Source organism: Chromobacterium vaccinii (assembly GCF_001855275.1).
Taxonomy (GTDB): domain Bacteria; phylum Pseudomonadota; class Gammaproteobacteria; order Burkholderiales; family Chromobacteriaceae; genus Chromobacterium; species Chromobacterium vaccinii.
Genome location: NZ_CP017707.1, coordinates 2,659,678 through 2,684,254 on the forward strand (window position 1 = coordinate 2,659,678; position 24,577 = coordinate 2,684,254).

The 24,577-nt window shown below is 65.5% G+C and carries 27 protein-coding genes and 1 pseudogene; 14 read left to right on the forward strand and 14 right to left on the reverse strand.

Features of this window, described 5'->3' with window-relative positions; translation table 11 throughout:
- Positions 1-9: 9 nt before the first annotated feature.
- Both ilvN and ilvB read right to left on the reverse strand, forming a co-directional pair.
- The gene (ilvN, locus tag BKX93_RS12405; protein WP_011134142.1) at positions 10-501 is read right to left on the reverse strand and encodes an acetolactate synthase small subunit; all 492 of its coding nucleotides are present in this window, start codon (positions 499-501) and stop codon (positions 10-12) included.
- A gap of 10 nt (positions 502-511) precedes the next feature.
- A complete protein-coding gene (gene ilvB / locus BKX93_RS12410) occupies positions 512-2,278 on the reverse strand; it encodes a biosynthetic-type acetolactate synthase large subunit (RefSeq protein ID WP_046156267.1) in 1,767 nt (588 codons plus the stop codon).
- 193 nt (positions 2,279-2,471) lie between these two features.
- Between ilvB and BKX93_RS12415 the strand changes: the two genes are divergently transcribed.
- Genes BKX93_RS12415 through BKX93_RS12430 form a run of 4 tightly spaced genes read left to right on the forward strand, consistent with a single transcriptional unit; the run spans position 2,472 to position 4,321 of the window.
- A complete protein-coding gene (locus tag BKX93_RS12415) occupies positions 2,472-3,038 on the forward strand; it encodes an RNA polymerase sigma factor (RefSeq protein WP_021478381.1) in 567 nt (188 codons plus the stop codon).
- Complete coding sequence (locus BKX93_RS12420) at positions 3,035-3,415, forward strand: DUF3619 family protein (RefSeq protein WP_046167693.1); 381 nt, start codon at positions 3,035-3,037, stop codon at positions 3,413-3,415. The genes BKX93_RS12415 and BKX93_RS12420 overlap by 4 nt, the downstream gene beginning before the upstream one ends.
- Positions 3,408-3,803, forward strand: coding sequence for a DUF3106 domain-containing protein (locus BKX93_RS12425; RefSeq protein ID WP_070980039.1), 396 nt, complete (start codon positions 3,408-3,410; stop codon positions 3,801-3,803). The genes BKX93_RS12420 and BKX93_RS12425 overlap by 8 nt, the downstream gene beginning before the upstream one ends.
- A complete protein-coding gene (locus tag BKX93_RS12430) occupies positions 3,800-4,321 on the forward strand; it encodes an RDD family protein (protein ID WP_046156269.1) in 522 nt (173 codons plus the stop codon). Before BKX93_RS12425 ends, BKX93_RS12430 begins: the two co-directional genes overlap by 4 nt.
- A gap of 48 nt (positions 4,322-4,369) precedes the next feature.
- Here the strand turns inward: BKX93_RS12430 and BKX93_RS12435 are convergent, their stop codons facing one another.
- Complete coding sequence (locus tag BKX93_RS12435; protein ID WP_046156270.1) at positions 4,370-5,263, reverse strand: LysR family transcriptional regulator; 894 nt, start codon at positions 5,261-5,263, stop codon at positions 4,370-4,372.
- A gap of 98 nt (positions 5,264-5,361) precedes the next feature.
- Here BKX93_RS12435 and BKX93_RS12440 point away from each other — a divergent pair, with 98 nt between their 5' ends.
- Together BKX93_RS12440 and BKX93_RS12445 are read left to right on the forward strand one after the other, a co-directional pair.
- Positions 5,362-5,631 carry a DUF2798 domain-containing protein gene (locus BKX93_RS12440; RefSeq protein ID WP_083340683.1) on the forward strand — a complete coding sequence of 90 codons (270 nt, stop codon included), beginning with the start codon at positions 5,362-5,364 and terminating at the stop codon, positions 5,629-5,631.
- A gap of 4 nt (positions 5,632-5,635) precedes the next feature.
- Complete coding sequence (locus tag BKX93_RS12445; protein WP_070980042.1) at positions 5,636-6,058, forward strand: carboxymuconolactone decarboxylase family protein; 423 nt, start codon at positions 5,636-5,638, stop codon at positions 6,056-6,058.
- Here the strand turns inward: BKX93_RS12445 and BKX93_RS12450 are convergent.
- Positions 6,027-6,371 carry a hypothetical protein gene (locus tag BKX93_RS12450; RefSeq protein WP_070980044.1) on the reverse strand — a complete coding sequence of 115 codons (345 nt, stop codon included), beginning with the start codon at positions 6,369-6,371 and terminating at the stop codon, positions 6,027-6,029. The two genes, BKX93_RS12445 and BKX93_RS12450, sit on opposite strands and share 32 nt — an antisense overlap.
- A gap of 178 nt (positions 6,372-6,549) precedes the next feature.
- The gene (gene guaD / locus BKX93_RS12455) at positions 6,550-7,860 is read right to left on the reverse strand and encodes a guanine deaminase (protein WP_070980046.1); all 1,311 of its coding nucleotides are present in this window, start codon (positions 7,858-7,860) and stop codon (positions 6,550-6,552) included.
- 252 nt (positions 7,861-8,112) lie between these two features.
- On the opposite strand from guaD, the gene BKX93_RS12460 reads away from it, so the two are divergent.
- Entirely contained in the window at positions 8,113-8,610 is a 498-nt protein-coding gene (locus tag BKX93_RS12460; RefSeq protein WP_046156275.1) for a MarR family winged helix-turn-helix transcriptional regulator, read from the forward strand.
- A 109-nt stretch (positions 8,611-8,719) separates the two neighbouring features.
- Here the strand turns inward: BKX93_RS12460 and BKX93_RS12465 are convergent, their stop codons facing one another.
- Genes BKX93_RS12465 through BKX93_RS12475 form a run of 3 tightly spaced genes read right to left on the reverse strand, consistent with a single transcriptional unit; the run spans position 8,720 to position 12,416 of the window.
- A complete protein-coding gene (locus BKX93_RS12465) occupies positions 8,720-10,027 on the reverse strand; it encodes an Nramp family divalent metal transporter (protein ID WP_046167699.1) in 1,308 nt (435 codons plus the stop codon).
- Between the two features lie 41 nt (positions 10,028-10,068).
- Positions 10,069-10,710 carry a lytic transglycosylase domain-containing protein gene (locus BKX93_RS12470; RefSeq protein ID WP_046156277.1) on the reverse strand — a complete coding sequence of 214 codons (642 nt, stop codon included), beginning with the start codon at positions 10,708-10,710 and terminating at the stop codon, positions 10,069-10,071.
- Positions 10,710-12,416: a proline--tRNA ligase gene (locus BKX93_RS12475; RefSeq protein ID WP_046156278.1), complete on the reverse strand. Its 1,707-nt coding sequence runs from the start codon at positions 12,414-12,416 to the stop codon at positions 10,710-10,712. The genes BKX93_RS12470 and BKX93_RS12475 overlap by 1 nt, the downstream gene beginning before the upstream one ends.
- A gap of 303 nt (positions 12,417-12,719) precedes the next feature.
- Between BKX93_RS12475 and kup the strand changes: the two genes are divergently transcribed.
- Complete coding sequence (gene kup, locus BKX93_RS12480; RefSeq protein WP_046156279.1) at positions 12,720-14,585, forward strand: low affinity potassium transporter Kup; 1,866 nt, start codon at positions 12,720-12,722, stop codon at positions 14,583-14,585.
- Between the two features lie 61 nt (positions 14,586-14,646).
- Here the strand turns inward: kup and BKX93_RS12485 are convergent, their stop codons facing one another.
- Positions 14,647-15,213: a hypothetical protein gene (locus BKX93_RS12485; protein WP_046156280.1), complete on the reverse strand. Its 567-nt coding sequence runs from the start codon at positions 15,211-15,213 to the stop codon at positions 14,647-14,649.
- Between the two features lie 489 nt (positions 15,214-15,702).
- Between BKX93_RS12485 and BKX93_RS12490 the strand changes: the two genes are divergently transcribed.
- From BKX93_RS12490 to BKX93_RS12505, 4 genes are read left to right on the forward strand one after another with little or no spacing between them, the layout of a single operon-like run.
- Complete coding sequence (locus BKX93_RS12490; RefSeq protein ID WP_046156281.1) at positions 15,703-16,194, forward strand: helix-turn-helix domain-containing protein; 492 nt, start codon at positions 15,703-15,705, stop codon at positions 16,192-16,194.
- Positions 16,191-16,934, forward strand: coding sequence for a queuosine precursor transporter (locus BKX93_RS12495; RefSeq protein ID WP_070980048.1), 744 nt, complete (start codon positions 16,191-16,193; stop codon positions 16,932-16,934). Before BKX93_RS12490 ends, BKX93_RS12495 begins: the two co-directional genes overlap by 4 nt.
- Positions 16,931-18,259 carry a chorismate-binding protein gene (locus BKX93_RS12500; protein WP_070980050.1) on the forward strand — a complete coding sequence of 443 codons (1,329 nt, stop codon included), beginning with the start codon at positions 16,931-16,933 and terminating at the stop codon, positions 18,257-18,259. The genes BKX93_RS12495 and BKX93_RS12500 overlap by 4 nt, the downstream gene beginning before the upstream one ends.
- On the forward strand, positions 18,256-18,711 hold the full coding sequence (locus BKX93_RS12505; RefSeq protein WP_046156285.1) for a hypothetical protein: 456 nt from the start codon (positions 18,256-18,258) through the stop codon (positions 18,709-18,711). Before BKX93_RS12500 ends, BKX93_RS12505 begins: the two co-directional genes overlap by 4 nt.
- Positions 18,712-18,715: 4 nt before the next feature.
- Here BKX93_RS12505 and ampD read toward each other — a convergent pair whose 3' ends face one another.
- Both ampD and BKX93_RS25695 read right to left on the reverse strand, forming a co-directional pair.
- The gene (gene ampD, locus BKX93_RS25690) at positions 18,716-19,261 is read right to left on the reverse strand and encodes a 1,6-anhydro-N-acetylmuramyl-L-alanine amidase AmpD (RefSeq protein ID WP_260799326.1); all 546 of its coding nucleotides are present in this window, start codon (positions 19,259-19,261) and stop codon (positions 18,716-18,718) included.
- Between the two features lie 57 nt (positions 19,262-19,318).
- Positions 19,319-19,735 (reverse strand): annotated as a pseudogene (locus BKX93_RS25695) (GNAT family N-acetyltransferase); the annotation flags it as partial.
- Positions 19,736-19,931: 196 nt separating this feature from the next.
- Between BKX93_RS25695 and BKX93_RS12515 the strand changes: the two are divergent.
- Entirely contained in the window at positions 19,932-20,459 is a 528-nt protein-coding gene (locus BKX93_RS12515; RefSeq protein ID WP_046167702.1) for a hemerythrin domain-containing protein, read from the forward strand.
- Between the two features lie 81 nt (positions 20,460-20,540).
- On the opposite strand, the gene tal is transcribed toward BKX93_RS12515, so the two are convergent.
- The 3 genes from tal to phoB form a co-directional block, all read right to left on the reverse strand.
- The gene (tal, locus tag BKX93_RS12520) at positions 20,541-21,602 is read right to left on the reverse strand and encodes a transaldolase (protein ID WP_070980052.1); all 1,062 of its coding nucleotides are present in this window, start codon (positions 21,600-21,602) and stop codon (positions 20,541-20,543) included.
- A 94-nt stretch (positions 21,603-21,696) separates the two neighbouring features.
- The gene (gene phoR / locus BKX93_RS12525; protein WP_021475524.1) at positions 21,697-23,004 is read right to left on the reverse strand and encodes a phosphate regulon sensor histidine kinase PhoR; all 1,308 of its coding nucleotides are present in this window, start codon (positions 23,002-23,004) and stop codon (positions 21,697-21,699) included.
- Positions 23,004-23,693, reverse strand: a complete 690-nt coding sequence (gene phoB, locus BKX93_RS12530) for a phosphate regulon transcriptional regulator PhoB (protein WP_021475523.1) — start codon at positions 23,691-23,693, stop codon at positions 23,004-23,006. Before phoB ends, phoR begins: the two co-directional genes overlap by 1 nt.
- Before the next feature lie 420 nt (positions 23,694-24,113).
- Here phoB and BKX93_RS12535 point away from each other — a divergent pair, with 420 nt between their 5' ends.
- Positions 24,114-24,557, forward strand: a complete 444-nt coding sequence (locus BKX93_RS12535) for an Lrp/AsnC family transcriptional regulator (RefSeq protein ID WP_046156289.1) — start codon at positions 24,114-24,116, stop codon at positions 24,555-24,557.
- The last annotated feature ends 20 nt before the right edge of the window (positions 24,558-24,577 follow it).

A 24,577-nucleotide genomic window follows, 5' to 3' on the forward strand; every position in this document is an offset into this window, starting at 1 on the left:
CAGTCCAGCTCAGATTTTCAGAACCCGCTCGCCTCGACCGATGCCGGATGCGCCGGTACGGACCGTTTCCAGGATCACTGTGCGGTCCACCGCCTCGATAAAGGCGCCGAGCTTGTCGCTCGTACCAGTCAGCTCGATGGTGTAAGTCTTTTCCGTCACGTCGATGATGCGTCCGCGGAAGATGTCGGCCATCCGCTTCATCTCCTCGCGGTCCTTGCCTACGGCGCGGACCTTGATCAGCATCATCTCGCGTTCGATGTGCTCGGATTCGTTGAGGTCTATCACCTTGACCACCTCGATCAGCTTGTTGAGCTGCTTGGTGATCTGCTCGATGACTTCGTCGGAACCGTGGGTGACGATGGTCATCCGCGACAATGTCGGGTCCTCGGTGGTGGACACTGTCAGCGAATCGATGTTGTAGGCGCGGGCCGAAAACAGCCCGACGACGCGCGACAGCGCGCCCGCCTCGTTTTCCAGAAGTATGGATAAGATGTGTCGCATGCCGGCCGCCTTAGCACATATTGCCGTAGTCACGGTTGTTCTCGAAAGGCACCTGCTGGATGGCGCGCATGTGCGCCGGCAGGTCCATCTGATCCAGGCCCTTGCCGTTCTGGATCATCGGGAACACGTTCTCCGACTGGTCGGTGCGGAAGTCCAGGAACACCAGGCGCTCCTTCAGCTTGTCGCTGAACGCCTCGCGCAGCACCGGCTCCACATCGGCCGGATTCTCCACCTTGAAGCCGACATGGCCGTAAGCCTCGGCGATCTTGACGAAGTCCGGCAGCGCGTCCATGTAGGACTCGGAGTAGCGGGTGCCGTAGAAGAACTCCTGCCACTGGCGCACCATGCCCAGGTAGCGGTTGTTCAGCGCCACCACCTTCACCGGCGTGTGGTACTGCTTGGCGGTGGACAGCTCCTGGATGTTCATCTGGATCGAACCCTCGCCGGTGATGCAGGCCACCTGGGCGTTGGGGTTGGCCAGCTGCGCGCCGATGGCCGCCGGCAGGCCGAAGCCCATGGTGCCGAGGCCGCCGGAATTCAGCCATTGCTTGGGCCGGTCGAACTTGTAGTACTGCGCCGCCCACATCTGGTGCTGGCCGACGTCGGAGGTGACGATGGCCTGGCCGCCGGTGATGTCATACAGCGTCTGCACCACCATCTGCGGCTTGATCAGCTCGTCGGACGGCGTATACAGCAGACAGTCGTGTCCGCGCCATTCCTCGATCTGCTTCCACCACTGGTTCAGCGCCGAGCCATCCGGCTTCTGGCCGGATTGCTTGAGCTGGTCCAGCATCTCGCGCAGCACCAGCTTGACGTCGCCGACGATGGGTATGTCGGCCTTGACGCGCTTGGAGATCGACGACGGATCGACGTCGATGTGGATGATCTTCTTGGCCTGGCCGAGGAAGTGCGACGGCACGCTGATCACGCGGTCGTCGAAGCGCGCGCCCACGGCGATCAGCACGTCGCAGTACTGCATCGCCATATTGGCTTCGTAGGTGCCGTGCATGCCAAGCATGCCCAGGAACTGGCGATCCGAGCCCGGATAGGCGCCCAAACCCATCAGCGTGTTGGTGCACGGCAGGTTCAGGGACCGCACCAGCTCGGTCACCTCGGCCTCGGCGCGGCCCTGCACCGCGCCGCCGCCGACATAGATATAAGGACGCTTGGCCTCAAGCAGCAGGTTCACTGCCTTCTTGATCTGTCCGCTGTGCCCGCGGGTGGCCGGCACGTAAGAGCGGATGTGCACGCTGTCCGGATAGCGGAACTCGGCGCGCGCCTGGGTAATGTCCTTGGGGATATCCACCACCACCGGGCCGGGACGGCCGCTCATGGCGATGTAGAACGCCTTCTTGATGGTCGCGGCGATCTCGTTCACGTCCTTGACCAGGAAGTTGTGCTTCACACAGGGACGGGTGATGCCCACCATGTCCACTTCCTGGAACGCGTCCAGGCCGATGGCCGGAGAAGGCACCTGGCCCGAGATCACCACCATCGGGATGGAGTCCATGTAGGCGGTGGCGATGCCGGTCACGGCATTGGTCGCGCCGGGACCGGAGGTCACCAGCGCCACGCCCACCTTGTCGCTGGAGCGGGAATAGGCGTCGGCGGCGTGGACAGCCGCCTGTTCATGCCTCACCAGCACATGTTTGAATTTGTCCTGTCGGAAGATGGCATCGTAGATTTCCAGTACTGCGCCCCCTGGGTAGCCGAAGACGAATTCGACCCCCTCTTCCTGCAGGCAGCGGACTACTATTTCGGCGCCCGATATCTGCATATCGCCTCTATTTCGTGTTGATTTCATCCCGTTTGCTCAAAGACCTTAGCGTATTGCTCAAAGTACGGTCAAGTGATTTTGTGCAGGTGCAAAATACCGCTAAGCCACGGTTATTTCAGAAGAAAAACTGCCACTAGCCTAGTGAATCATGCTCTGCTACCATCTTTGGTTGGCATCAACCTGAAATGCACAGATGGCAAGCCGCAAGGAAATGGCCGACTTCCTCGAGTCGGTGGAGAAGCGCGCCTTCAAGCAGGCGCTGTACGCGGTTCGGCATGAAGACAATGCGCTCGACATCGTGCAGGACTCGATGATGAAGCTGGCCGACCGCTACGCGCACGCGCCCGCGCACGAGCTGCCGCTGATCTTCCAGCGCATCTTGCAGAACACCATCCGCGACCACTACCGGCGCAGCAAGGTGCGCAGCTTCGTCAGCACGCTGCTGTCGTCGCTGATCCCCACCCACGCCGAAGACGACTCCCTCGACCCGCTCGAAACGCTGGATGTCGCCGCCGACGAGGCGCACACCAATCCGGAGCAGTGGTACCAACGCAAGGAAGTGGCGCTGATGATAGACGCGTCGCTGCAACTACTGCCCGCCCGTCAACGCGAAGCGTTTCTGCTGCGTTACTGGGAAGGACTGGATGTTGCCGAAACCGCTCTGGTCATGGGTTGCTCCGAGGGCAGCGTGAAAACGCACTGCTCGCGCGCCAACCACACCCTGGCGGCCATTCTTGCGCAGAAGGGAGTTTTGCTATGAAACACGCCAATGACGGGCAGGGGGACCATTTGCCCGTCCATATCGCCCGCATACTGGACAATCCCCATTCCGATCCGACGCCCCGGCAGCTTGCCCGCCTGAGGGACGCGCGCGCCGCCGCGATGCGCCGCTTCGAACAGCGCGCCGCCGAAAACTGCGGCCTGCAGGAGAAAATCCTGCTCTGGGCGCAACGCCACACCCTGCTGCTGAAGCGCGGCAGCGCCGCCCTGGGTTTCGCCGTTGTCACCGGCGTCGGCCTGATGCTGGTGGAAGGCCTGATGGCCGAAACCGACGCGGTGGACGCCACCGTGCTGTCCCAGGACCTGCCGTTGGATTCCTTGCTGGAGCCGCATTTCAGCCGGGGGTTGCATGAATAAGGCCGGATGGCTGGCCAAGGCGATCTGCCTGACCGGCCTGCTGATTCCAAACTTCGTCCATTCCTCCCCTCTGGCGGATCCGCGCTGGGAACAACTGAACAGCGAGCAGCAGCAGGTGCTGGCGCCGCTGGCCGCCGACTGGAACCGCTACGCGCCCGACAAGAAGCAGGATCTGCTGACCATCGTTCCGCGCTTCGCCGAGCTGACATCCGGCCAACAGCAGCGGCTGCAACGCCGGCTGAAGGCCTGGACCGAGCTGAGCGAGCCCCAGCGCGACGAAATCCGCGCCAACTGGAAGAAGCTGCAGCAACTGCCCCCAGCCCAGCGCGAACAGGCGCTGAGCCGGCTGCGCTCGCGCGACGCCAAACCACTCGCCTCCTCCCCATGACCGATAACGCCACTCCCGGCCTCGCCCGCTGCCTGGCCAGCCTGTTCTATGAATCGCTGCTGATCGTCGCCATGCTGCTGATCACCAGCGCCGCGATCACCCCGCTGCAGCTGGCGCTGGGCCAGGATTCCTGGCTGCTGCACAGTCTGATCCAGCTGACCGCCGCCGGCGTGCTGTTCGCCTACTTCGGCTACTGCTGGACCCGCGGCGGCCAGACCGCCGCGATGAAAACCTGGCACATCCGGCTGGTGACCGCCGACGGCCGGCTACTGAACTGGCAGCAATCTCTGATGCGCTTCGCCGTCGCGGCGATGCTGTTCGTCGGCCTGCCGGTGATCTCCTACCTGGGATGGCAGCGCAGCTACGGCGACCATCCGGCGGCGAAATGGCTGGCGCTGATCTGGTGGCTGCTGCCCTTCCTGGCCCGCTATTACGACAAGGACCGCCGCCACCTGCACGACCGCCTGTCCGGCACCCGGCTGGAGCTGCTGCCCAAGCCGCCGCGCGGCGGAAAGTAAGCGCGGCATGCATTGGCGCGCCCGGCCTCGAACGCACGCCGATGCTTGTCAGCCGCGCAGTTGCGGCAGATCCTCGGAAAATTCCAACAACGCGTCCAGCACCGCGCGCACCCGCGCCGGCAAGGCGCGCCGCTCCGGCCACACGGCGTAGACCGGCCGGGTGGCGATCTCCCACTCTTCCAGCACCCGGACCAGACGGCCATCCGCCAGCTGCCGATGGCAGATGCTGAGCGGGCTGACCGCGATGCCGACGCCGCCCTCGGCCAGCCGGCGCGTCAGCAGCATGTCGTTGGCCAGCAGGCCCGGCTCGGCCGGCCAGGCCGCCTCCTCGCCGCTGTCCCGCCGCCGCAGCTTCCAGTGCTGGAATGGCTCAGCCAGCAACAAGCGATGCGCGGCCAGGTCCGCTGGCCGCTCGGGCGCGCCATGCGCGGCCAGATAGGCGGGCGACGCCGTCAGTATGGTCCGCACCTCGCCCAGCCTGCGCTGCCGCAGCGAGGCGTCCGACTGCTCTCCCACCCTCAAGGCCAGATCGGCCATGCCGCTGTATAAATCATCCAGGCTGTTGCTCAGCTTCAACTCCAGCCGGAGCCGCGGATGCTCGCGCAGCAGGCTAGCCCACACCGGCACCAGCATGTCGTTGGCCATGCTCAGCGGCGCCAGCAGCCTTACTGCCCCTTCCACCCGGTTCAAGGCCCCGTCCAGCGACGCCGTCTCCTGCCGCAGCGCCGCCAACAGCGGCTTGCAGCGCTCGTAGTACTGCCAACCCTCATTGGTCGGCGCCAGCCGGCGCGCGCTGCGGCTCAGCAGCTTGCAGCCCAGCCGCGCCTCCAGCGCCTGCAGGCGACGCGTCAGCGTCGGGGCCGGCATTCGCAGCCGGCCGGCCGCTGCGCTGAGGCTGCCGGCGTCCACGATCGCCACAAACAAGTCCAGATCATCCAACATGATTGCAAAAATGGAATTTGATATTGATTTTTTGATTCTATTTTCATAATGCGCTTTTGAATAGACTCGCCTCATCGCTAACCCGAATGGAGCGCGCCATGAGCCCCGCCCTACGCCAACGCCTGCTGTTCTCTTCGCTGATGTCGGCGGCGATGTCTCTGGTGATGACTGCCTGGTTCACCGCCCTGAATCACGGACTTCATTCGGGCTTTGCCGGCTGGTGGCTGCTCGCCTTCGCCGAAGCCTGGCCCGTGGCGCTGGGCTCGGTGCTGCTGCTGACGCCGGCCGTGCAGAAACTGACCCTGCGCCTGCTGAACAGGCGCGCCCCTGCCGCCGGCTGCCGGCCAGCGCTGAAACCGAGAGGATGAAATCATGAGAATCGACTATGCCCAGCTGTCGCCCAAGGCCTACCAGGGGCTGCTCGCCTGCAAGAACGCGCTGGCGGAAAGCAGCTTGGGGCTGCCGCTAGTCGAGCTGGCTTACCTGCGCGTTGCTCAGCTCAACGGCTGCGCCTTCTGCCTGAAGCTGCATAGCCAGGCGCTGCGCCGCCGCGGCGAAAACCAGGAAAAACTGGACACGCTGGCTGGATGGGACGTGGCGGATACGCTAAGCCCCCGCGAGGCGGCCGCCATCGCCTGGACCGAGGCGGTGACCCGGATAGGCGAAACCCGCGCGCCGGACAGCGTTTTCCAGCCGCTGCGCGAGCATTTCAGCGACGCGGAAATCGCCGATCTGACCCTGGCCATCGCGTTGATGAACGCCTTCACCCGGGTGGCGGTGGCGATGCGGCAATGAAGCCATCAGGACTGTCAGGCATCGCCGGCAGCTGGAGAACCCGTTCGCCGGCCTGCCCCAGGCTGTCCCGCCACTGTTTCAGCCTATCCAGCGCGGCCATCTGATCCGGCCCCCAGCTCGGTTGCGGCTGAATGCCGTGATAGCCGATCAAGGTGTCCAGCGCCTGCAGGTAGGGGAGCCAATCCCGCTGCCGCGATCCGAGGGATGGCGGCGGCAATCCGCTCCAGTTGCTTGATGGATCGATATCCTGCTGCACACCGCCGCTGAACGGCAGATGGATCTGCGGCGCGAAAATCCAGAACCAGGGGTACATGGAACCTCCGTAGCCTACGGCGGCGGCCGGAATGGCAAGCCGCATCCGCTACGGTATACATCGGACTATCGCGATAAGAAATGCGTAAGAACACTTGTCATGATGCCGGCCGGCTTATCCACAGCGGCGCGCCGCCTTCCAACTTATCCACAACCCAACGGCGACCGGCCTTCCGCACTCAGCGCTCGCCCCTGCGGTACACCGCCGCGCCGGCTGCGTAGGTCGCGGCGATCGCGCGGTCGTCGCCCAGCATCATCTGCACGAACAGCGCCTCGGACAGGTCGCGGACATGGCGCATGCGGAAATCCAGCAGCGGGGTGGAGCGCAGGTCCAGCACCGCCAGATCGGCCTCCATGCCCGCCTCGATGCCGCCCACCTTGTCCGCGATGCCCAGCGCCTCCGCGCCGCCGCGGGTGGCCAGATAGAAAGCCTGGGCCGCGGTCAGCGGCTTGCCGTGGGTCTGCGACGCCATGTAGGCGGCGTTCATCGTCTGCAACATCGAGAAACTGGTGCCGGCCCCCAGGTCGGTGCCCAGCCCCAGCTTGACCGGCTTCTCCGACTCGACGCAGCGGCGCAGGTTCAGGCTGCCGGAGCCGAGGAAGAAATTGGATGTCGGACAATGCGCCAGCGAGGCGCCGCTGTCATGCAGCATCTCTAGTTCAGCGTCAGACAGATGCACCCCGTGGCCGTAGATCGCGCGCGGCCGCAGCAAACCATAGCGCTGGTAGACGCCGGCGTAATCGCGGCAGCCGGGGAACAGCTGGCGGACCCAGGCGATCTCGTCCAGATTCTCGGCAATATGCGATTGGATGGCGATGTCGGGAAACTCCGCCGCCAGCGCCCCCAGCATTTCCAGCTGGCCGTGGCTGGAGGTCGGCGCGAAGCGCGGCGTGATCACATACTCGGCGCGTCCCTTGCCATGCCAGCGCTCGATCAGCGCGCGCGACTCCTCGTAAGCGATCAGCGGCGTGTCCAGCAGCGCGGCCGGCGCGTTGCGGTCCATGCACACCTTGCCGGCCAGAATGCGCAGATCGTGGCGGGACGCCTCTTCGAACAACGCGTCCACCGACGCGGCGTGGACGGTGCCGAACACGCAGCCGGTGGTGACGCCGTTGCGCAGCTGTTCGCCGAGAAACACCCGCGACACTTCGCGCGCGTGATCCGCGTCGGCGAAGCCCTGCTCGGTGACGAAGGTGTAATGGTTCAGCCAGTCCAACAACTGTTCGCCGAAGGCGGCCATCATCTCGGTCTGCGGATAATGGACGTGGCAATCGATGAAGCCCGGCAGGATCAAGTGGTCGGGATAGTGTTCGATCCGCGCGTCCGGCGGCAGCGACGGCAGCAGTCCGGCCGCCGGGCCCCAGGCCGCGATGCGTCCGTTTTCCATCACCACCAGCGCGTCGCGCTGGAACACCAGGCAATCGCGCTCGGCTTCCCGGAACGGATTGCCCCGGAAAGTCAGCGCATCGCCGCGTACCGCTGTTTTCACACTCTGCTCCCGCCGCGCTGGGCGGCCTTCGCGCCAGATGGAAGTCGTTCAATCCAGCAATTATCTTCACATAAAGAATCTTTACATGTAAATATAGCTTCGTTCCCCTGCCGAAGCAAGCTGGCCCTGAATAAACGGCCAGGGTCTGATGCGCGGCAATTGTCTTTAGATGAAGATAGTATATTTTTAAGTCGTGATACTCTTGCGCCCGACTGGATTTGCCGCATTTACCTTTGCTCAGGAACCCGCAGCATGCAGCACGCACCCGACCAGATTGACCGCATCGTCGCCCTTTGGAACGAAGTCCGTCCCGACCTGGACACCTCAGCCACCCAGGTCATCGGCCGCATCGTGCGGATGGAGTACTTCATCACCCGACGGGTTCTGCAGGATTTGGCCCGCCATAATCTCAATGTAGGCGAATTCGACGTGCTGGCGGCGCTGCGCCGCGGCGGCGAGCCCTACCAGCTGTCGCCCAACCAGCTGCAGGGCATGGTGCTGATCTCGTCCGGCGCGCTGACCAACCGCATCAACCGGCTGGAAGAAGCCGCGCTGGTCAGCCGCTCGCCGGATCCGGACGACCGCCGCGGGGTGATCGTCACCTTGACCCCCAAGGGCTTGCAGGTGATCGAGGACGCCGCCGGCCACCACCTGGCCGCCGAAGCCGAGCTGATCGAGATGCTGGACGCCGACGAGCGCCAGACGCTGGCCCGCCTGCTGAAGAAGATGCTGCAGGCGCAGGAAGACTGATCCGGCAAACAGGCCGCCTTCCGGCGGCCTTTGTTTTATCCGTTGCGCGCCGGACCGTGCGTACATCACGGCAAGTAGGCGCAACGCCGCCCGGGCGCTTCCCAGCCGCTCACCCCACAAGCAGCGCGCAATTGGCGGCCAATATCAGCCAGAACAATCCCCAACCGCAGACGCCGACCCAGCGCGGCGCGGCGTGCGCGCCCATCAGCGTTTTATCCCCCGTCATCCGCAGCAACGGCCACATCGCCAGCGGCAGTTGCAGGCTCAGCACCACCTGGCTCCACACCAGCAGCGGACCCACCGCCTGCTCTCCCATCCAGCCGATGCCGGCCGCCGCCGGCAGCAAGGCCAGCGAGCGAGTGATCAGCCGGCGCTGGTAGCAGGGAATGCGGATGCGCAGAAAACCGTCCATGATCACCTGGCCGGCCACGGTGCCGGTCAAGGTGGCGCTCTGCCCCGCCGCCAGCAGGGCGACGCCGAACAACAGCGCCGCCAGCGAGCCGGCCAGCGGGCGGATCAGCTCGTGCGCGTCGGCGATGTCGGCCACCGCGGTGTGCCCGGCGGCGTGGAAGGCGCTGCCCGCCAGCACCAGGATGGCGCCGTTGACCAGCATCGCCAGCAACAGCGAGCCTATGGTGTCGATCCGGCACAGCAGCAGCGTTTGCCGCAGCGCGCCGTCCCCGCCGCCTTCCACCCGCCGGGTCTGCGCCACCGACGAATGCAGATAGAGGTTGTGCGGCATGATGGTGGCGCCGACGATGCCCAGCGCCAGCACGACGGCCTTGTCCATGCCCTGCGCCGGCAAGCTGGGCGCCAAGCCCGCCGCCACCGCCGGCCAATGGGTGTCCAGCAGCGCCAGTTGCGCCAGGAAGCACAGCGTGATGGTGGCGATCAGACCCAGCACGATGGCCTCCAACTGGCGGAAGCCGCGTCCCTTCAGCCCCAGCACGATCAGCGTGTCGAACGCGGTCAGCGCCACGCCCCACAACAACGGCACGCCGAACAGCAGCTTGAACGCCAGCGCGCAGCCCAGCACTTCGGCTACGTCGCAGGCGATGATGGACACTTCGGCGCTCAGCCAGTGGAGCAAACGCCCGGCGCGGCCGTAACGCGCGGCGCTGGCCTGCGCCAGATCCATGCCGGTCACCAGCCCCAGCCGCGCCGCCAGCATCTGCAGCAGCATCGCGGCGACGCCGGACAGCATCACCACCCACAACAGCTGGTAGCCGAAGCGCGAGCCGGCCTCGATGTCGGTCGCCCAGTTGCCCGGATCCATATAGCCGACGGCGACCAGCAGGCCGGGGCCGGCGAAGCGGCGCAGCCGCTGGCTGAAGGAGGCGTTCGGGTCTATGCGCACGCTGCCGTTGACCTCGGACGGGCAGAACGGCGCGGTGGCGGTGCGGGGAAGGGAGAACATGGCGGCCGGAAGGAGTCAGTCCTCCGGCAGCATAGCGCGGATCAGCGCTCGCGCGGAAGGCTGTCGCCGGCCATCTTCAACGACGGCGGCGCGGTCCACGCCCAGCGGCGCTTCCAGGCGCCGACCACCAGATCGGGGTATTCCGGCTTGCCCAGGCTGCCGTTGTAGCGGCCCAGCGCGCGGTACAGATCGCCGCGCTCGATGTCGAGATAGTGGCGCAGGATGGTGCAGCCGTAGCGCAGATTGGTGCTGAGGTCGAACAGATTATGCCGCGGCGTGCCGATGTGGCGCGGCCAGAACGGCATCACCTGCATCAGGCCGCGCGCGCCGGCGCCGGAGATCGCGTACTTGTTGAAGCCGCTCTCGACCTGGATCAGGCCCAGCACCAGTTGCGGATCGAGCCCGGCGCGGGTGGATTCGTACTGGATGGCGGTGAGCAGGCGCTCGCGCATCCAGGCGTCGGGAATCTTCTTCTGCAGCCGCGACGACATCTCCGCGAGCCAGGCCTGGCCCAGCCGCGGATCGTCGAACACCAGCCGGGGCGCGTTGACGTCGGAGATCGAGCGGCTCATCGCCGAGGCGACATTGGCCGACAGCGCCTCCTCCTTCTGCGCGCCGGCCCATGCTGGCGCATGCGCCAGCACAAGGCAGAACGGCAGGAGAAAAAGGAGGCTCGTCTTCATCAGGCCAGCTTGGAGAGGACATGCTCCAGAATAGCATCGGCGGCGACGGCGGTGGCTTCGCTGTCGCGGCGGTGCTGGTACTCGACCTTGCCTTCCTTCAGGCCGCGGTCGCCGATGGTGACGCGGTGCGGCGCGCCGATCAGCTCCCAGTCGGCGAACATCGCGCCCGGGCGCTCGCCGCGGTCGTCGAGGATGGCGTCCACGCCCTTGGCCAGCAGCTCGGCGTGCAGCTTGTCGGCGGCTTCCTTCACCGCTTCCGAGCGGTCGTAGCCCACCGGGCACACCGCCACCGCGAACGGCGCGATGGAATCGGGCCAGATCATGCCCTTGTCGTCGTAGTTCTGCTCGATGGCGGCGCCCAGGATGCGGGTCACGCCGATGCCGTAGCAACCCATCTCGAACGGCTTGGGTTTGCCATCCTCGTCCAGGAAGGTGGCGTTCATCGCGGCGGAATACTTGGTGCCGAGGTAGAACACGTGGCCGACCTCGATGCCGCGCTGGATCGCCAGCGCGCCCTGGCCGTCCGGCGACGCATCGCCTTCCACCACGTTGCGGATGTCGAACACTTCCGGCTCGGCGCAATCGCGGCCGAAGTTGGCGCCGGTGTAGTGCTGGTCGTCCTCGTTGGCGCCGATGACGAAATCGGCCATCTTGGCCACGGTGCGGTCGGCGATCACGCGGCCCTTGAAGCCCACCGGGCCCAGCGAGCCGGGATGGGCGCCGAAGGCGGCGCGGATCGCGGCCGGGCTGGCGAAGGTCAGCGGGTTCTTGATGCCGGCGATCTTCTGCGCCTTCACCTCGTTCAACTCGTGGTCGCCGCGCACCAGCATCAGCACCGCTTCGTCCTCTGCGCCCTCCACCACCACCGCCTTGACGGTCTCTTTGATGTCGATGTTCAGGAAGTCCACCAGCTCGGCGATGGTCTTGACCTTGGGCGTGTGCACTTTGGTCAGCGCAGCCGATTCGGCGGCGCGCTCGCCGGCCGGGGCCACGGCTTCGGCCAGTTCGATGTTGGCCGCGTATTCGGAGTTCGGACAGTAGACGATGGCGTCCTCGCCGGTGTCGGCGATCACCTGGAATTCGTGCGAGCGATCGCCGCCGATGGCGCCGGTGTCGGCCGCCACCGCGCGGTAGGTCAGGCCCAGGCGGTCGAAGATGCGGCGATAGGCGGCGTACATATTGTCGTAGCTCTTGAGGGCGTCCTCAGCGCTGCGGTCGAACGAGTACGCGTCCTTCATGGTGAACTCGCGGCCGCGCATCACGCCGAAGCGCGGACGGCGCTCGTCGCGGAACTTGGTCTGGATCTGGTAGAAATTCTTCGGCAGCGCGCGGTAACTGCGCAGCTCGCGGCGGGCGATGTCGGTGATCACCTCCTCGGCGGTCGGCTGCAGCGCGAAATCGCGCTCGTGGCGGTCCTTGAAGCGCAGCAGCTCGGCGCCCATCGCGTCCCAGCGGCCGGTTTCCTGCCACAGCTCGGCCGGCTGCACCACCGGCAGGCTCACCTCGATGCCGCCGGCGCGGTTCATTTCCTCGCGGATGATGGTCTCGACCTTGCGCACCACGCGCAGGCCCATCGGCATCCAGGAATAGATGCCGGCGGCCTGCTTGCGGATGAAGCCGGCGCGCAGCATCAGCTTCTGGCTGACGATGTCGGCGTCGGCGGGGGCCTCTTTCTGGGTGGAAATGAAAAACTGCGATGCGCGCATGGTGCGTCCTTGAAAATTCGGCTAAATGTAGACGATTGTAGCGTCGTCCCCGCCCCCCGGCCAAGCGCTGCCCGGCCGGACTCGCGGTTTTCGCCAGTTGTTGCAGTACAACAATCCTGCGCACAGCCCGCCGCGCTGTACTTGGCGGCCCCGCCGCTCTGGAGTAACCTGCGCGCTGCCGGGGTTTACGGCTTTTTTATTTTGCCCATGTCGTCGACAATGAGAGGGCATCCGGCCATGAACAACCCGGCCCCTCGCCGCCGCGCCTCCTCCGGCGGCGGCGTCCAACCGTAATGGAAGCTTATGCAGGATCACAATAAACAGGCGATGGCGGGCCTGACCCTGGCCGCGCTCGGCGTAGTTTACGGCGACATCGGCACCAGCCCGCTGTACACCTTGCGCGAGTGTTTCGTCAGCCAGAACCTCCCCACCACGCCCGACAACATCTTCGGCATTCTGTCGCTCATCTTCTGGTCGCTGATCTTCGTGGTGTCGATCAAATACGTGGCCTTCGTGCTGCGCGCCGACAACCGCGGCGAAGGCGGCATCATGGCGCTGATGGCGCTGGCCCGCCATTACACCACCCATGCCGCGCGCTGGAAGATCGTGATGCTGGGCCTGTTCGGCGCCGCGCTGTTCTACGGCGACGCCATCATCACGCCGGCGGTGTCGGTGCTGTCCGCGGCCGAGGGCATGGAAGTCCTCTCCCCCGGCATGGAGGCCTACGTGCTGCCGATGGCGGTCGGCGTGCTGGTGGGCCTGTTCCTGCTGCAGCGCCACGGCACCGCCAGGGTCGGCCTGATGTTCGGCCCGGTGATGATGATCTGGTTCGCCATCCTCGGCATCCTCGGCCTGCACCAGATCATCCAGCAGCCGGCGGTGCTGCAGGCGCTGAACCCGTGGCACGCGGTCACCTTCCTCAGCCAGAACGGCTTCCACGCCTTCCTGACGCTGGGCTCGGTGGTGCTGGCGCTGACCGGCGCCGAGGCGCTGTACGCCGACATGGGCCACTTCGGCAAAACGCCGATCCGCCGCGCCTGGTTCAGCCTGGTGCTGCCCGGCTTGGGGCTGAACTACTTCGGCCAGGGCGCGCTGCTGATGAGCAACCCGGCCGCGATCAAGAACCCCTTCTTCCTGCTGGCGCCCGACTGGGCGCTGCTGCCGATGATCGCGCTGGCGACGCTGGCCACGGTGATCGCGTCGCAGGCGGTGATCTCCGGCGCCTACTCGCTGACGCGCCAGGCCATCCTGCTGGGCTACTGCCCGCGCCTGGAGGTGAACCACACCTCTGAGAAGGAAATCGGCCAGATCTACATGCCCTTCATCAACTGGGCGCTGCTGGTCGCCGTGCTGGTGGTGGTGCTCACCTTCAAGACCTCGTCCAGCCTGGCCGCCGCTTACGGCATCGCCGTCACCGGCACCATGCTGATCACCACCGCGCTGTTCTTCGTCGTCGCGCGCGTGAACTGGCGCTGGCCGCTGCCGCTGGCCCTGGGCATCACCCTGCTGTTCGGCGTGATCGACACCGCCTTCTTCGCCGCCAACATCCATAAAGTGGCCGACGGCGGCTGGCTGCCGCTGGTGATGGGCATGGTCATCTTCACGCTGATGAGCACCTGGAAACAGGGCCGCGACATCCTGTTCAAGCGCCTGCGCGAACAGGCGCTGCCGCTGGACGACTTCATCCACAATCTGGAAGCCTATCCGCCGGCGCGGGTGGAAGGCACCGCGGTATTCCTGACCAGCACCCTGCACGGCGTGCCGCACGCGCTGCTGCACAATCTGAAGCACAACAAGGTGCTGCATGAGCGCGTGGTGCTGATGACGGTGCGCACCGAGGACGTGCCCTATGTGGCGGAGGAGGAGCGGCTGGAAATCGTGCAGATGTCGGCGTCGTTCTGGCGGGTAATGGCCCGCTACGGCTTCAAGGAAGACCCGAACGTGCTGGAAGTGCTGGACATGTGCGCCAAGGAAGGCTTCCAGATGGAGCTGATGGACACCTCGTTCTTCCTGTCGCGCGAAACCATCGTCTCCACCGACCATCCCGGCATGGCGCGCTGGCGCGAGAAGGTATTCGTGTGGATGAGCAAGAACGCGTTGCGCGCCACCGACTTCTTCCAGGTGCCGACCAACCGCGTGGTGGAGCTGGGCGCTCAGGTGGAGCTGTAGCCCGACGTTTCGCCCAATAAAAAAGCGCGCCGATGGCGCGCTTTTTTCATCTCCCGCAGCGTCAGCGCGCCGCGGGCTGTCGCAGCCGGATCTGCGCCGACGACGACCAGGCCCGGCACTGCTCGTACATCGCGCAAAAGCTGGCCAGCCCCTGGGCGATGGTCATCGGCCAGATGCGCTCCGGCAGCGGCTGCACCCCGGTCAGGATGGGCCATTCGATATTGTCCGGCGGCATCAGGTCGCGCCGCTCGGTCGCCAGCAGGCGGGCGTCGGCCATCGCCAGCTCCGCCCGGTCGTCGCCGGACAGGTGCAGGCCGAAGCGCGCCTCCACCGCCGCGGTCAGCCGGTGCTGCAAGGGCGGGCTGTCCTGAACGTCGGGCCTCACCACCTCGCCGGCGTAGGCCTTGGCCGCGCCGTACAGCAAGCCCGCCAGCTTCAGCCGCGGCGGCAGCAGATCCGCCATCCTGACCGCATGCTCGGCCTCGCTGTAAAACTGGCGGCAGGCGCCGCCGAAGCGGCAGACATGCGCCAGATGATGGGCGATGTCGGCGATGTCGATGTCGTCCGGCTGGGGATCCAGCACGTTCAGATAGCGTCCCGACACCGTTTGTATGAATGCGCCTCTCATCGCCCCTCCCTCCCGCGGAGGCCGATGCCGCCGCGCAACCATCCCGCCGTCACTGATTTCATCCCTGTCATCCCTGCGCACAGCAATTATTTCGACTTGATCATTGATCAAAGCAATTTCAGCAGCATAAAATCCAAAAACTTAAAGCGGCTTCGCCAGAACAGGCTAAATAACCCGGATATTTTCAAACCGACATGGCCTTGATGCCAAAACGAGAAAATTCAAATCCATCCAGCGGAAGACCCTGAAAAACACACTTAGAACTATTCGGATTTATTTCTTTCAAAACAACAACTAATAATCCGGATATGACATAGATCATAAGAACTCAAATCTAGCACAGCTACCTGGTCTTTTTCCAGAAAAACGTTAAATACCTTTTGGCATTTACTCGCAAACCAATATGTCAAAACTTAAAATATTTATATAAGAACCAATTAAGCCAAATTCGAAATGCAGGCAAAAAATCTTTTCAAACCCCATTCTGTATTGCATGAATTCAAGCTCAACGCGCTGCGCAGAATCCGGGATCGAAAACTGTCGATCAGCGAACTGGCGCGCATTACCGGCATCAAGCAGTCCACGCTGCACCGCGGCCTGTTCGAAGACCGGGAGCTGACATTCAGCAACGCCCACGCGATCGGACATGCGCTGGACATCAATCTGGGCGGCGGCGAGCCCCCCAGGATGGCGCCCGTCATCACCGGCTTCGATCAATTGAACGCGCTGAGCGAGGGCAGGCAGCCGCTCTGGGACGAATTCATCCTGCTGGAGCCGGCGCTGGACGACACGGTGCTGGCCATAGACCAGACGCTGTTCCGCCAGCGGGTGTTCCCCCGCCGCGCGGTGGTGTTGCTGCAAACCGACCATCCCAAGCACGGCCGCCTGGCGTATCCCGACCACGGCGCGCTCAGCCTGGAAGACACCGGCCACGCCGCCATCGGCGCGGTCGCGGGCATTCTTTTCCGGAAAAACGCATGAAACCGCTCAAAGACCTGGCCGGCCGCATGCTGGCCTGCATCGATCCGATCGTGATCCTGTCCTTCCTGATCCTGATTTCGGCGATCGCCTCCAACCTGACCTCGTACAAGGTGGTGCAGGTGTTCGGCACCGAGGCCAGCCTGGGCACCTTCACCATGCCCATCATCCTGATGCTGCTCAACCCGATCGCCGAGGTCTACGGCAAGAAGCGCTCCAACCAGATCCTGTTCGCCACCTGCCTGGCCGAAATTCTGTTCGCCGTCTCCTTCACCGCGCTCAGCCAGTCGCAGCGCGACTGCGGCCTGCTGCCATTGGCCGACCGCGGCCATTGCGAGGCGCTGAACCAGAGCTATGTGCTGATCAGCGAACACATCGTGCGCGGCTCGATCTCGTTCGCGATCGGCTGCCTGATCGGCAGCCAGTTCAACACGCGCTTCCTGCTGTACCTGAAGAATCTGTGGTCGAGCCGGCTGTACTTCATCCGCGACATCTTCTCGTCTGTGATCGGCGAGGTGGTGTACACCGCCATCTGCTTCATGATCGCCTTCTACGGCGTCTTTCCCTTCGCCACCATCCTGAAGATCTTCGCCTTCAGCCTGATGTTCAAGTTCTCGTCCACCGTGGTCCTGTCCTGGATCTCGCAATACATCGTGCTGCTGCTGTACCGCTACCAGGCCTGGAGCGAGGGCGATTCCGGCGGCCGCAAAGTCAAATTCTCTTCCCGGTATCTGCAAGTATGAACAAGATCAGGCTGCACTCCGTCGAAGCGCCGTCCACGAGCGCCCGCCCGCCGCTGTTCGCGCTGCGCTGCAACTACGACTACAGCGGCAAATACGCGCTGCATGGCCGCGCAGTCGAACGCGCCGCGCTCAGCGCGCTGCTCTTCGCCGACCGCGTTCTGCTCATCCCGCGCAGCCGCAACGGCGTCCGCATCGCCGAGGCGCTGGCGCCGCGGCTTGGCCTGCTTCCCGACGCCGCCGCGCCCGGCGCGCTCCGGCTGCCGCTCGACCCCGCCGCGCCGCTGGCATCCCGGCTGCAGCGGCTGCTGGACATCCCCGCCTGCTTCGACGCGGATCCGCGCTTCGGCCTGTACGGCTTTTTCTGCTATGAGCTGATCCACGCCAAGCTGGGCCTGGACGCCGGCTTGCTGGGCGTGTTCCACCTGCCGGAGCGGCTGAGCGAGGACGGCGCCGCCATCGACCTACTGCTGGACACGGCCGACGCCGGCGGCGAGACCTGGCCGCTGGCGCTGGGCCCGCTGCTGGACGCCGACGATTTCGCCGCCGGCCATGGCCTGCCCTACGAGCGGATGTACGCCATCGCCAGCCGGCGCATCGCCGACGGCGGCCTGCGCTCGGTCAATCCCAGCTACGCGATCCAGCGCCCCTGCCCGCGCGACGGCTACCAGATCCACCAGGACCTGCTGGCGCGCAATCCCGCGCCTTACAACCTGTATTTCGACGGCGGCGACTTCCAGCTGGCCGGCTCCTCGCCGGCGATGTTCCTGCGCCTGCGCGACGGCCGGCTCTCCACCAGCCCCATCTGCGGCACCGTCGCGCGCGGCCGCGGCGAGGCCGAAGATCAAGCGCAAGTGGAAAAGCTGCTGGCGTCGGACAAGGACAGGTTCGAGCTGGAGGAATGCGTGAAGGCCGACATGCTGGCCAAGGAAGCGAGCTGCGAGGACATCCGCGTCGACATCGAACGGGAAGTGGAGCGCTTCGCCAATGTGTTCCACACCTCGGCCAGCGTCAGCGCGCGCCTGAAGCCGGGCAAGACCTTGGCCGACGCGATCTGCGACCACCTGTGGCCGGCCACCGTCATCGGCACGCCGGTCGACGCCGCCGCGCGGCTACTCGCGGCACACGAAAGCCGCCGCTGGTACGCCGGCGCCTTCGGCTATCTGTGCGCCGGCGAAGCGGAGCTCGGCACCATGATCCGCACCGCGCTGCTGGCGGACGGAAAGGCCACCACCCGGGTGGGCAGTACGCTGAGCGCGCACTCCAGCCCGCAGTTGGAGCGCAGCGAGCTGGAAGCCAAAGCCTCTCTGATCCTGGGGGTGTTGTGAGCGCCCTCACCATAGAGGACATCGATGCCGACGCGATCACGATACGGCTGGTCAACACCGCCAAGACTTACCTCGTGCCGCTGGACCGGGTAATCCGCTTGCAGTGCCTGCAGGGGCTGCCGCGGGATGAAATCCTGCTGGCCGGCGTGCTGGCCGGCAAGGTGGCGCGCAAGCGCCCCGCCCTCCTGGCGCAGTATGACTTCTCCGACGTCGCCGTCTCCGGCGACTTCCGGCCGCAGCATGTGGTGTTCGAGCGCAGCGTCGGCTTCCTCGCCGACGGCGACGCCCGGGTGGACCTGCCGTTCCGCGAGCTGCTGGGCAATCTGGACGCGATCTCGCGGCTGAGCGACGAGGCGGCGTTCTATCTGGGTTTCAGCTACGCGCTATTCGCGCTGCCGGGCGAGGATCTGGCCTTCGACGACCACCCCCGCCCCTACCTGACGCTGAAATAGCGGCTCAGAACCCCAGCCCGCTGTCGTCCTGGGCGCGGCGCCAGTCGAACCAGGGGCCGGGGTCGGTCTTGCGCCCCGGCGCGATATGCTCGTGGCCGGCGATGGCGGACAGCGGCAGCCCGCGCCGCAGCTCGCGCGACAGCGCCGCCAGCGTGCGGTACTGCGCCTCGCTGAAAGGCTCGAAATCGCAGCCCTCCATCTCCACGCCGATGGAGAAGTCATTGCACTTCTCGCGTCCCCGCCAGCTGGAGACGCCGGCATGCCAGGCGCGCTTGCCCACCGGCACGAACTGCAGCAGGTGGCCGTCGCGCCGGATGAAGAAATGCGACGACACCCGCAGTTGGTGCACGCCCTGGTAATAGGGGTGCTCGTCCGGATCCAGCCGGTTGGAGAACAGCTGCTCGACGCCGGCCCCGCCGTAACGGTAAGGCGGCAGGCTGATATTGTGGATCACCAGCAGCTCCGGCGCGCAGCCCGGGCTGCGTTCGTCGCAGTTCGGCGACGGCAGCTGCTGGGCGCCCTGCATCCAGCCGTCCGCGCCCAGCGCCAGCGCCGGCGCGGCGGACGGCCGGTAGACCAGCCGCCACAGCGCCAGCCCGTCGGTGGTGTTCCAGCGCTGCTCCAGCACGAAACCGGCCTTGTGGTACAGCGCGATGGCCGCCTGGTTGACCTCGGCGGTATCCACGCTGACGCGGTCCTCGCCCTGCAGCGCGCGGTTCAGCAGCCGATAGCCCCAGCCCTGCTGCAAATGCGCCGGGTCCACCACCGTGCGCTCGATGTGCATGCCGCCATCGGAACCGCGGGACGTCACCAGCAGGCCGCGCAGCTCATTCCCTTCGAAGGCGGCCAGAATGCGGTCCCGGCAAGAATGCAACGCCGCCAGGTCCGGCCACATCACCGGCAGGGCCGGATAATTCAGCCACTCCACCTCCAGCCGGTGCGCGTCCAGCTGCAGCCGCAGGGCCCGCCGCGCCAGCGCCGCGTCGCCGCGGGCCAATTCCGTCACTTCGAACGGCAACTCCATTTCATCTCTCCGTCATCTTCGGATCGGATCATCTCGTACAATTCCGGCTTGTGTTCCATCGCGCAAAGCGGTATCAAGAACTTGCGTCGCGCGTCGCGCGGGCGGAAAAGCGTCGCTCACCGCTTGAGGCGCATCATGTCCACGGCCCTGGCATGGCGGCACAATCATGCCAGAACCCACGCAGGAGACCATCTTCATGCTCACACTCGACACCTTGGGCAAAGCCGCCGCCGCGCCCAGCTTCGAACAACCGCTGGAAATGCTGCAGGCCTGTCACGACAAGATCCGCCGTTTCTGCGATCAACTGGACAAGCTGCCGCCCTATATCGAGGAGCACGGCGTCGACGACGCCGCGCGCAACACCATAGACGACGTGGTCCGCTATTTCGACGTCGCCGGCCCCGCCCATCATACCGACGAAGAGGAAGAGCTGTTTCCCCTGCTCGAAGAACGCCTCCCCACCGCCGCCTCGCGGCTGGAGCAGCTATCCGCCGAGCACGGCTACCTGCACTCCTGCTGGAACGCCATCCGCGACGACCTGGTCGCGCTGCGCGACGGGCGCATCCGCCAGATCAGCAGGACCGAGCTGCAGGAATTCGCCCGCCAGTACCGCGAGCACGCGGCCGCCGAGGAGGAATGGCTGTTTCCCGCCGCCGCCGGCGCGCTCAGCGCCGAAGAGCTGCGCCAGGCCGGCGCCAATATGGCCAGGCGCCGCCAGGGCTGAGTCCGCCTCTGCAAGCGAAACGGGCTGCCCGCTTCCGCCGGCAGCCCGTCGCTGTCTTCACCCTTTGACTCGGCGGTCCGCTCAGGCGGTCAGCTTCAGCAACTGGGCGAAAGCGTCCTCGAACAGCTTCAAACCGTCCTGCTGCAGCTTCTCGCCGACCGCCGCCAGATCGATGCCGGCGGCTTCCACAGCGGCCAGCAGCGCCTTGGCATCGTCCATGTTCTGCGGCAGCGTCAGCGCGGCGTCGCCATGGTCGCGGAAGGCGGCCATGGTCGCGTCCGGCACGGTGTTGACGGTTTCGTCGCCGATCAGGCTCTCCACGTACAGCACGTCGCGGTAAGCCGGGTTCTTGGTGCCGGTGGACGCCCACAGCAGGAATTGCGGGCGGGCGCCGGCGGCGCGCAGCTTGGCGAACTCTTCGCCGTGGAAACGCTCCTGGTAGCGGGCGTACGCGGCTTTGGACAGCGCGATCGCCACCTTGCCCTGATGCGGCTCGGCCACTTGCGGATCCAGCAGGCTGTCGACGCGCGACAGGAAGAAGCTGGCCACGGCCTTGACGCCGGCCACCGGCTGGCCGTCGGCCAGGCGAGCCGACAGGCCGGCGATATACGCGTCCCAGACCGCTTCCACCTGCGGCAGCGAGAACAGCAGCGTGATGTTGACGTTGACGCCTTCGCGGGTCAGCGTCTGGAACGCGCGGACGCCCTCGGCGGTCGCCGGGATCTTGATCATCGCGTTGGCGCGGCCGATCTCGGCCCATAGGCGGCGCGCGGCGGCCAGGGTGCCGGCCTCGTCGCGCGACAGCTCGGGCGACACTTCCAGGCTGACGTAGCCGTCGTTGCCCTGGCTGGCTTCGTACTGCGGCAGCAGCAGGTCGCAGGCCGCCTGGATGTCGGCCACCACCAGCTTCTCGTAGCGGGCCTCGGCGGACAGGGCGGCGTTCTGCTTCAGAACGGCCAGTTCGCCCTGATAGCTCGCGTCGCCGCTGATCGCCTTGTAAAAAATGGCCGGATTGGAGGTCACGCCGGCGATGCCGTCGTCGGCCAGCAGGCGGGCCAGTTCGCCGGAGGCGATCAGTTCACGGGACAGGTTGTCCAGCCAGATGCGCTGGCCGAAGGGACGGATGGCTTGCAAACGATTCATGGTGAGGCGTCCGGGTATTGCTTGAGATAAAGAATCCATCCTACCCCGGCAACGCCGCCGCGCCAAGAGGAGAGGCGCGGCGATTTGCGCTGGCTCAGGCGGCCTGGCTGTCGTTGCGGCGCTCGCGCGGGAACACCGCGCTGAACGTGCTGCCCTTGTCCGGCTCGCTCTTGATTTCCAGCCGGGCGTGGTGGCGGGCCAGCACGTGCTTGACGATGGCGAGGCCAAGCCCGGTGCCGCCGCTGCCGCGCGAGCGGCCGCGGTCGACGCGGTAGAAGCGCTCGGTCAGCCGCGGGATGTGCTCGCGCGGAATGCCGATGCCGGTGTCGGCGACGGAAAAACGCAGCTGCTCGCCCTCATCCTGCCAGGACAGGGTGATGCTGCCGCCCTCCGGCGTGTAGCGCACCGCGTTGGACACCAGATTGCCGAACGCCGAATGCAGCTCCTGCCCGCTGCCCCACAGGCCGGCGTCGCAGCAGCGCGCCAGCTTGACCTGGTGCCGCCCCTGGGACAGCCCCTCGGCCTCCACCATCAGCGTGTCCAGCATCATCTGCATGTCCACGTGCTCGGAGCTGACGGCCTTCGGGCTGTTCTCCAGCCGGGACAGCGCCAGCAGGTCTTCCACCAGGCTCTGCATCCGCCGCGACTGCTCCATCATCATCGGCAGGAACTGGCGCAGCGTGCGCTCGTCCACTTCCGGCATGTCGTTCAGCGTTTCCAGGAAGCCGCCGACCACGGTCAGCGGCGTGCGCAGCTCATGCGAAACGTTGGCGACGAAATCGCGGTGCACGGTCTGCACCCGCTCCAGCTGGGTGATGTCGCGGGTCAGCAGCAGCTTGCGGGTGGAATCGAACGGCACCAGCTGCAGCGAGATCACCAGTTCGCGCGGCTGGCTGAAACTCAGCGTCAGCGGCTGGCTGAAGCTGGCGTTCTTCATATAGGTATGGAAGGCCGGCTGGCGGATCAGGTTGAGGATCTGGTTGCCGACGTCGCGCTTGCGGTCCAGGCCCAGATGCTCCACCGCCATCGGGTTCACCCATTCGATGCGGTCGTGCTCGTCCAGCACCACCACGCCGTCCGGCATCGCCTCGCCGGCGTTGATGAAGCGCTCCAGCGCGTGGGTCAGCTTCTTCTTGCTCTGGCTCTGGTTGCGCATGGTGCGGTAGAGGATCATGAACACCGAGTGCCAGACGCCGAAGCCGTCCGGCACCCGCTCGGGCACCGGATGGCGCAGCCAGCGCAGCAGCAGCGCGATGTGGTAGAGGTTGAAAGCCAGCCAGCCGCCCAGCGAGATGGCCAGCACCAGCAGCGCGTCGGTCGCCGACGACAGCGCCCAGAAACCGGCGCTGACGATCAGGATGGCCGCCAGCCACAGCGCGGTGCGTTGCAGGAGTTCTCGCATTACTGCTGGACGGAGAAGCGGTAGCCGGTGCCGCGCACGGTCTGAATCAGGCTGTCGTGCTCGGTGCCCTCCAGCGCGCTGCGCAGGCGGCGGATGTGCACGTCCACGGTGCGCTCCTCGACGAAGACGTGGTCGCCCCACACCTGGTCCAGCAGTTGGGCGCGGGAGTGGACGCGCTCCGGATGGGTCATGAAGAAGTGCAGCAGGCGGAATTCGGTGGGGCCAAGCTCGATCACGCTGCCGTTGCCGGTGACGCGGTGGGTCACCGGGTCCAGCCGCAAGCCTTGCACGTCGACCGCGTCGTCGGTCATCTGCGGCGCGCGGCGGCGCAGCACGGCCTTGATGCGGGCCAGGAGCTCGCGCGGCGAGAACGGCTTGGTGATGTAGTCGTCGGCGCCGGTTTCCAGACCCGCGACCTTGTCCTGCTCGTCGGAGCGGGCGGTCAGCATGATGATGGGGATGTGGCGGGTGCGCTCGTCGGCGCGCAGGCGCTTGGCGACGTCGATGCCGCTGGCGCCCGGCAGCATCCAGTCCAGCAGCACCAGGTCGGGCAAGGCGTTCCTCACCAGCGTCAACGCCGCCTCGGCGGTGCCCGCGCGCAGCACATGATGGCCGGCCTGGGCCAGGTTGAAGGCGATCAGCTCCTGAATCGCCGGTTCGTCTTCGACAAGCAGAATGTTGGCGGCCATGTGGCTATCCTCGGGTTTGATTTTGCGGCAAGCATACAAACGCCAGATGACACTAATATGACATGTCTTGGAAAGTTCCCGCGCCGCGATTTTCCCGTAAACCGCCCTCTCGCGCCAGACCCCAAAAAAAACGGGCCTGCCTATCAGGCAGACCCGGAATGGTCGTCGTCAAAAACATTGATCTGACAAGAGACCAGGGACAAAGAGATCACCAGGACAGTCTCAAATGAGGGGGTCGAGCGACTCGCTCATCCGCAACCAATCTTGGAGCGGAGCAAACGGCGGGACGTGCCGCTTGTTCCAGATACGGGCTGAATTTTACGTAGCTATACTGCTGCATAGGCCACTCGACAATAGGATTTTTCTACATTTAGCTTTATTATCTATCTTTATTTCGTCATATTTCCTTTGATTCGAAACATGGACAGATTCGATCGCAAAATCCTCGCTGCGCTGCACGAAAATGCCAGAATCAGCTTCGCCGAACTGGCGCGGCGGGTAAACCTGTCGGCGCCGGCGGTGGCCGACCGGGTGGCCAAGCTGGAGCAGTCCGGCGTGGTCACCGGCTACCATGCCCGCATCGATCCCAACCGGATCGGCCTGCCCATCGCCTGCCTGATCGAATTGACAGTCAAGCACTTGGAGTACTACCTGGTGATCGAGCAGATCCGCAATACGCCGGAAGTGATCGAATGCGCGTCCATCACCGGCACCAGCGGCCTGATGATACGGGTGGCGGTGGACACCATGCCGGCGCTGCAGGCGCTGATCGCGCGGCTGATGCAGTTCGGCGACACCAAGACCTCGATCATCATCGACATGCCGGTGCCGCCGAGGATGCCGATGCTGAGCGAAGACGAATGAAAAAACGGCCGGGGCCCCTA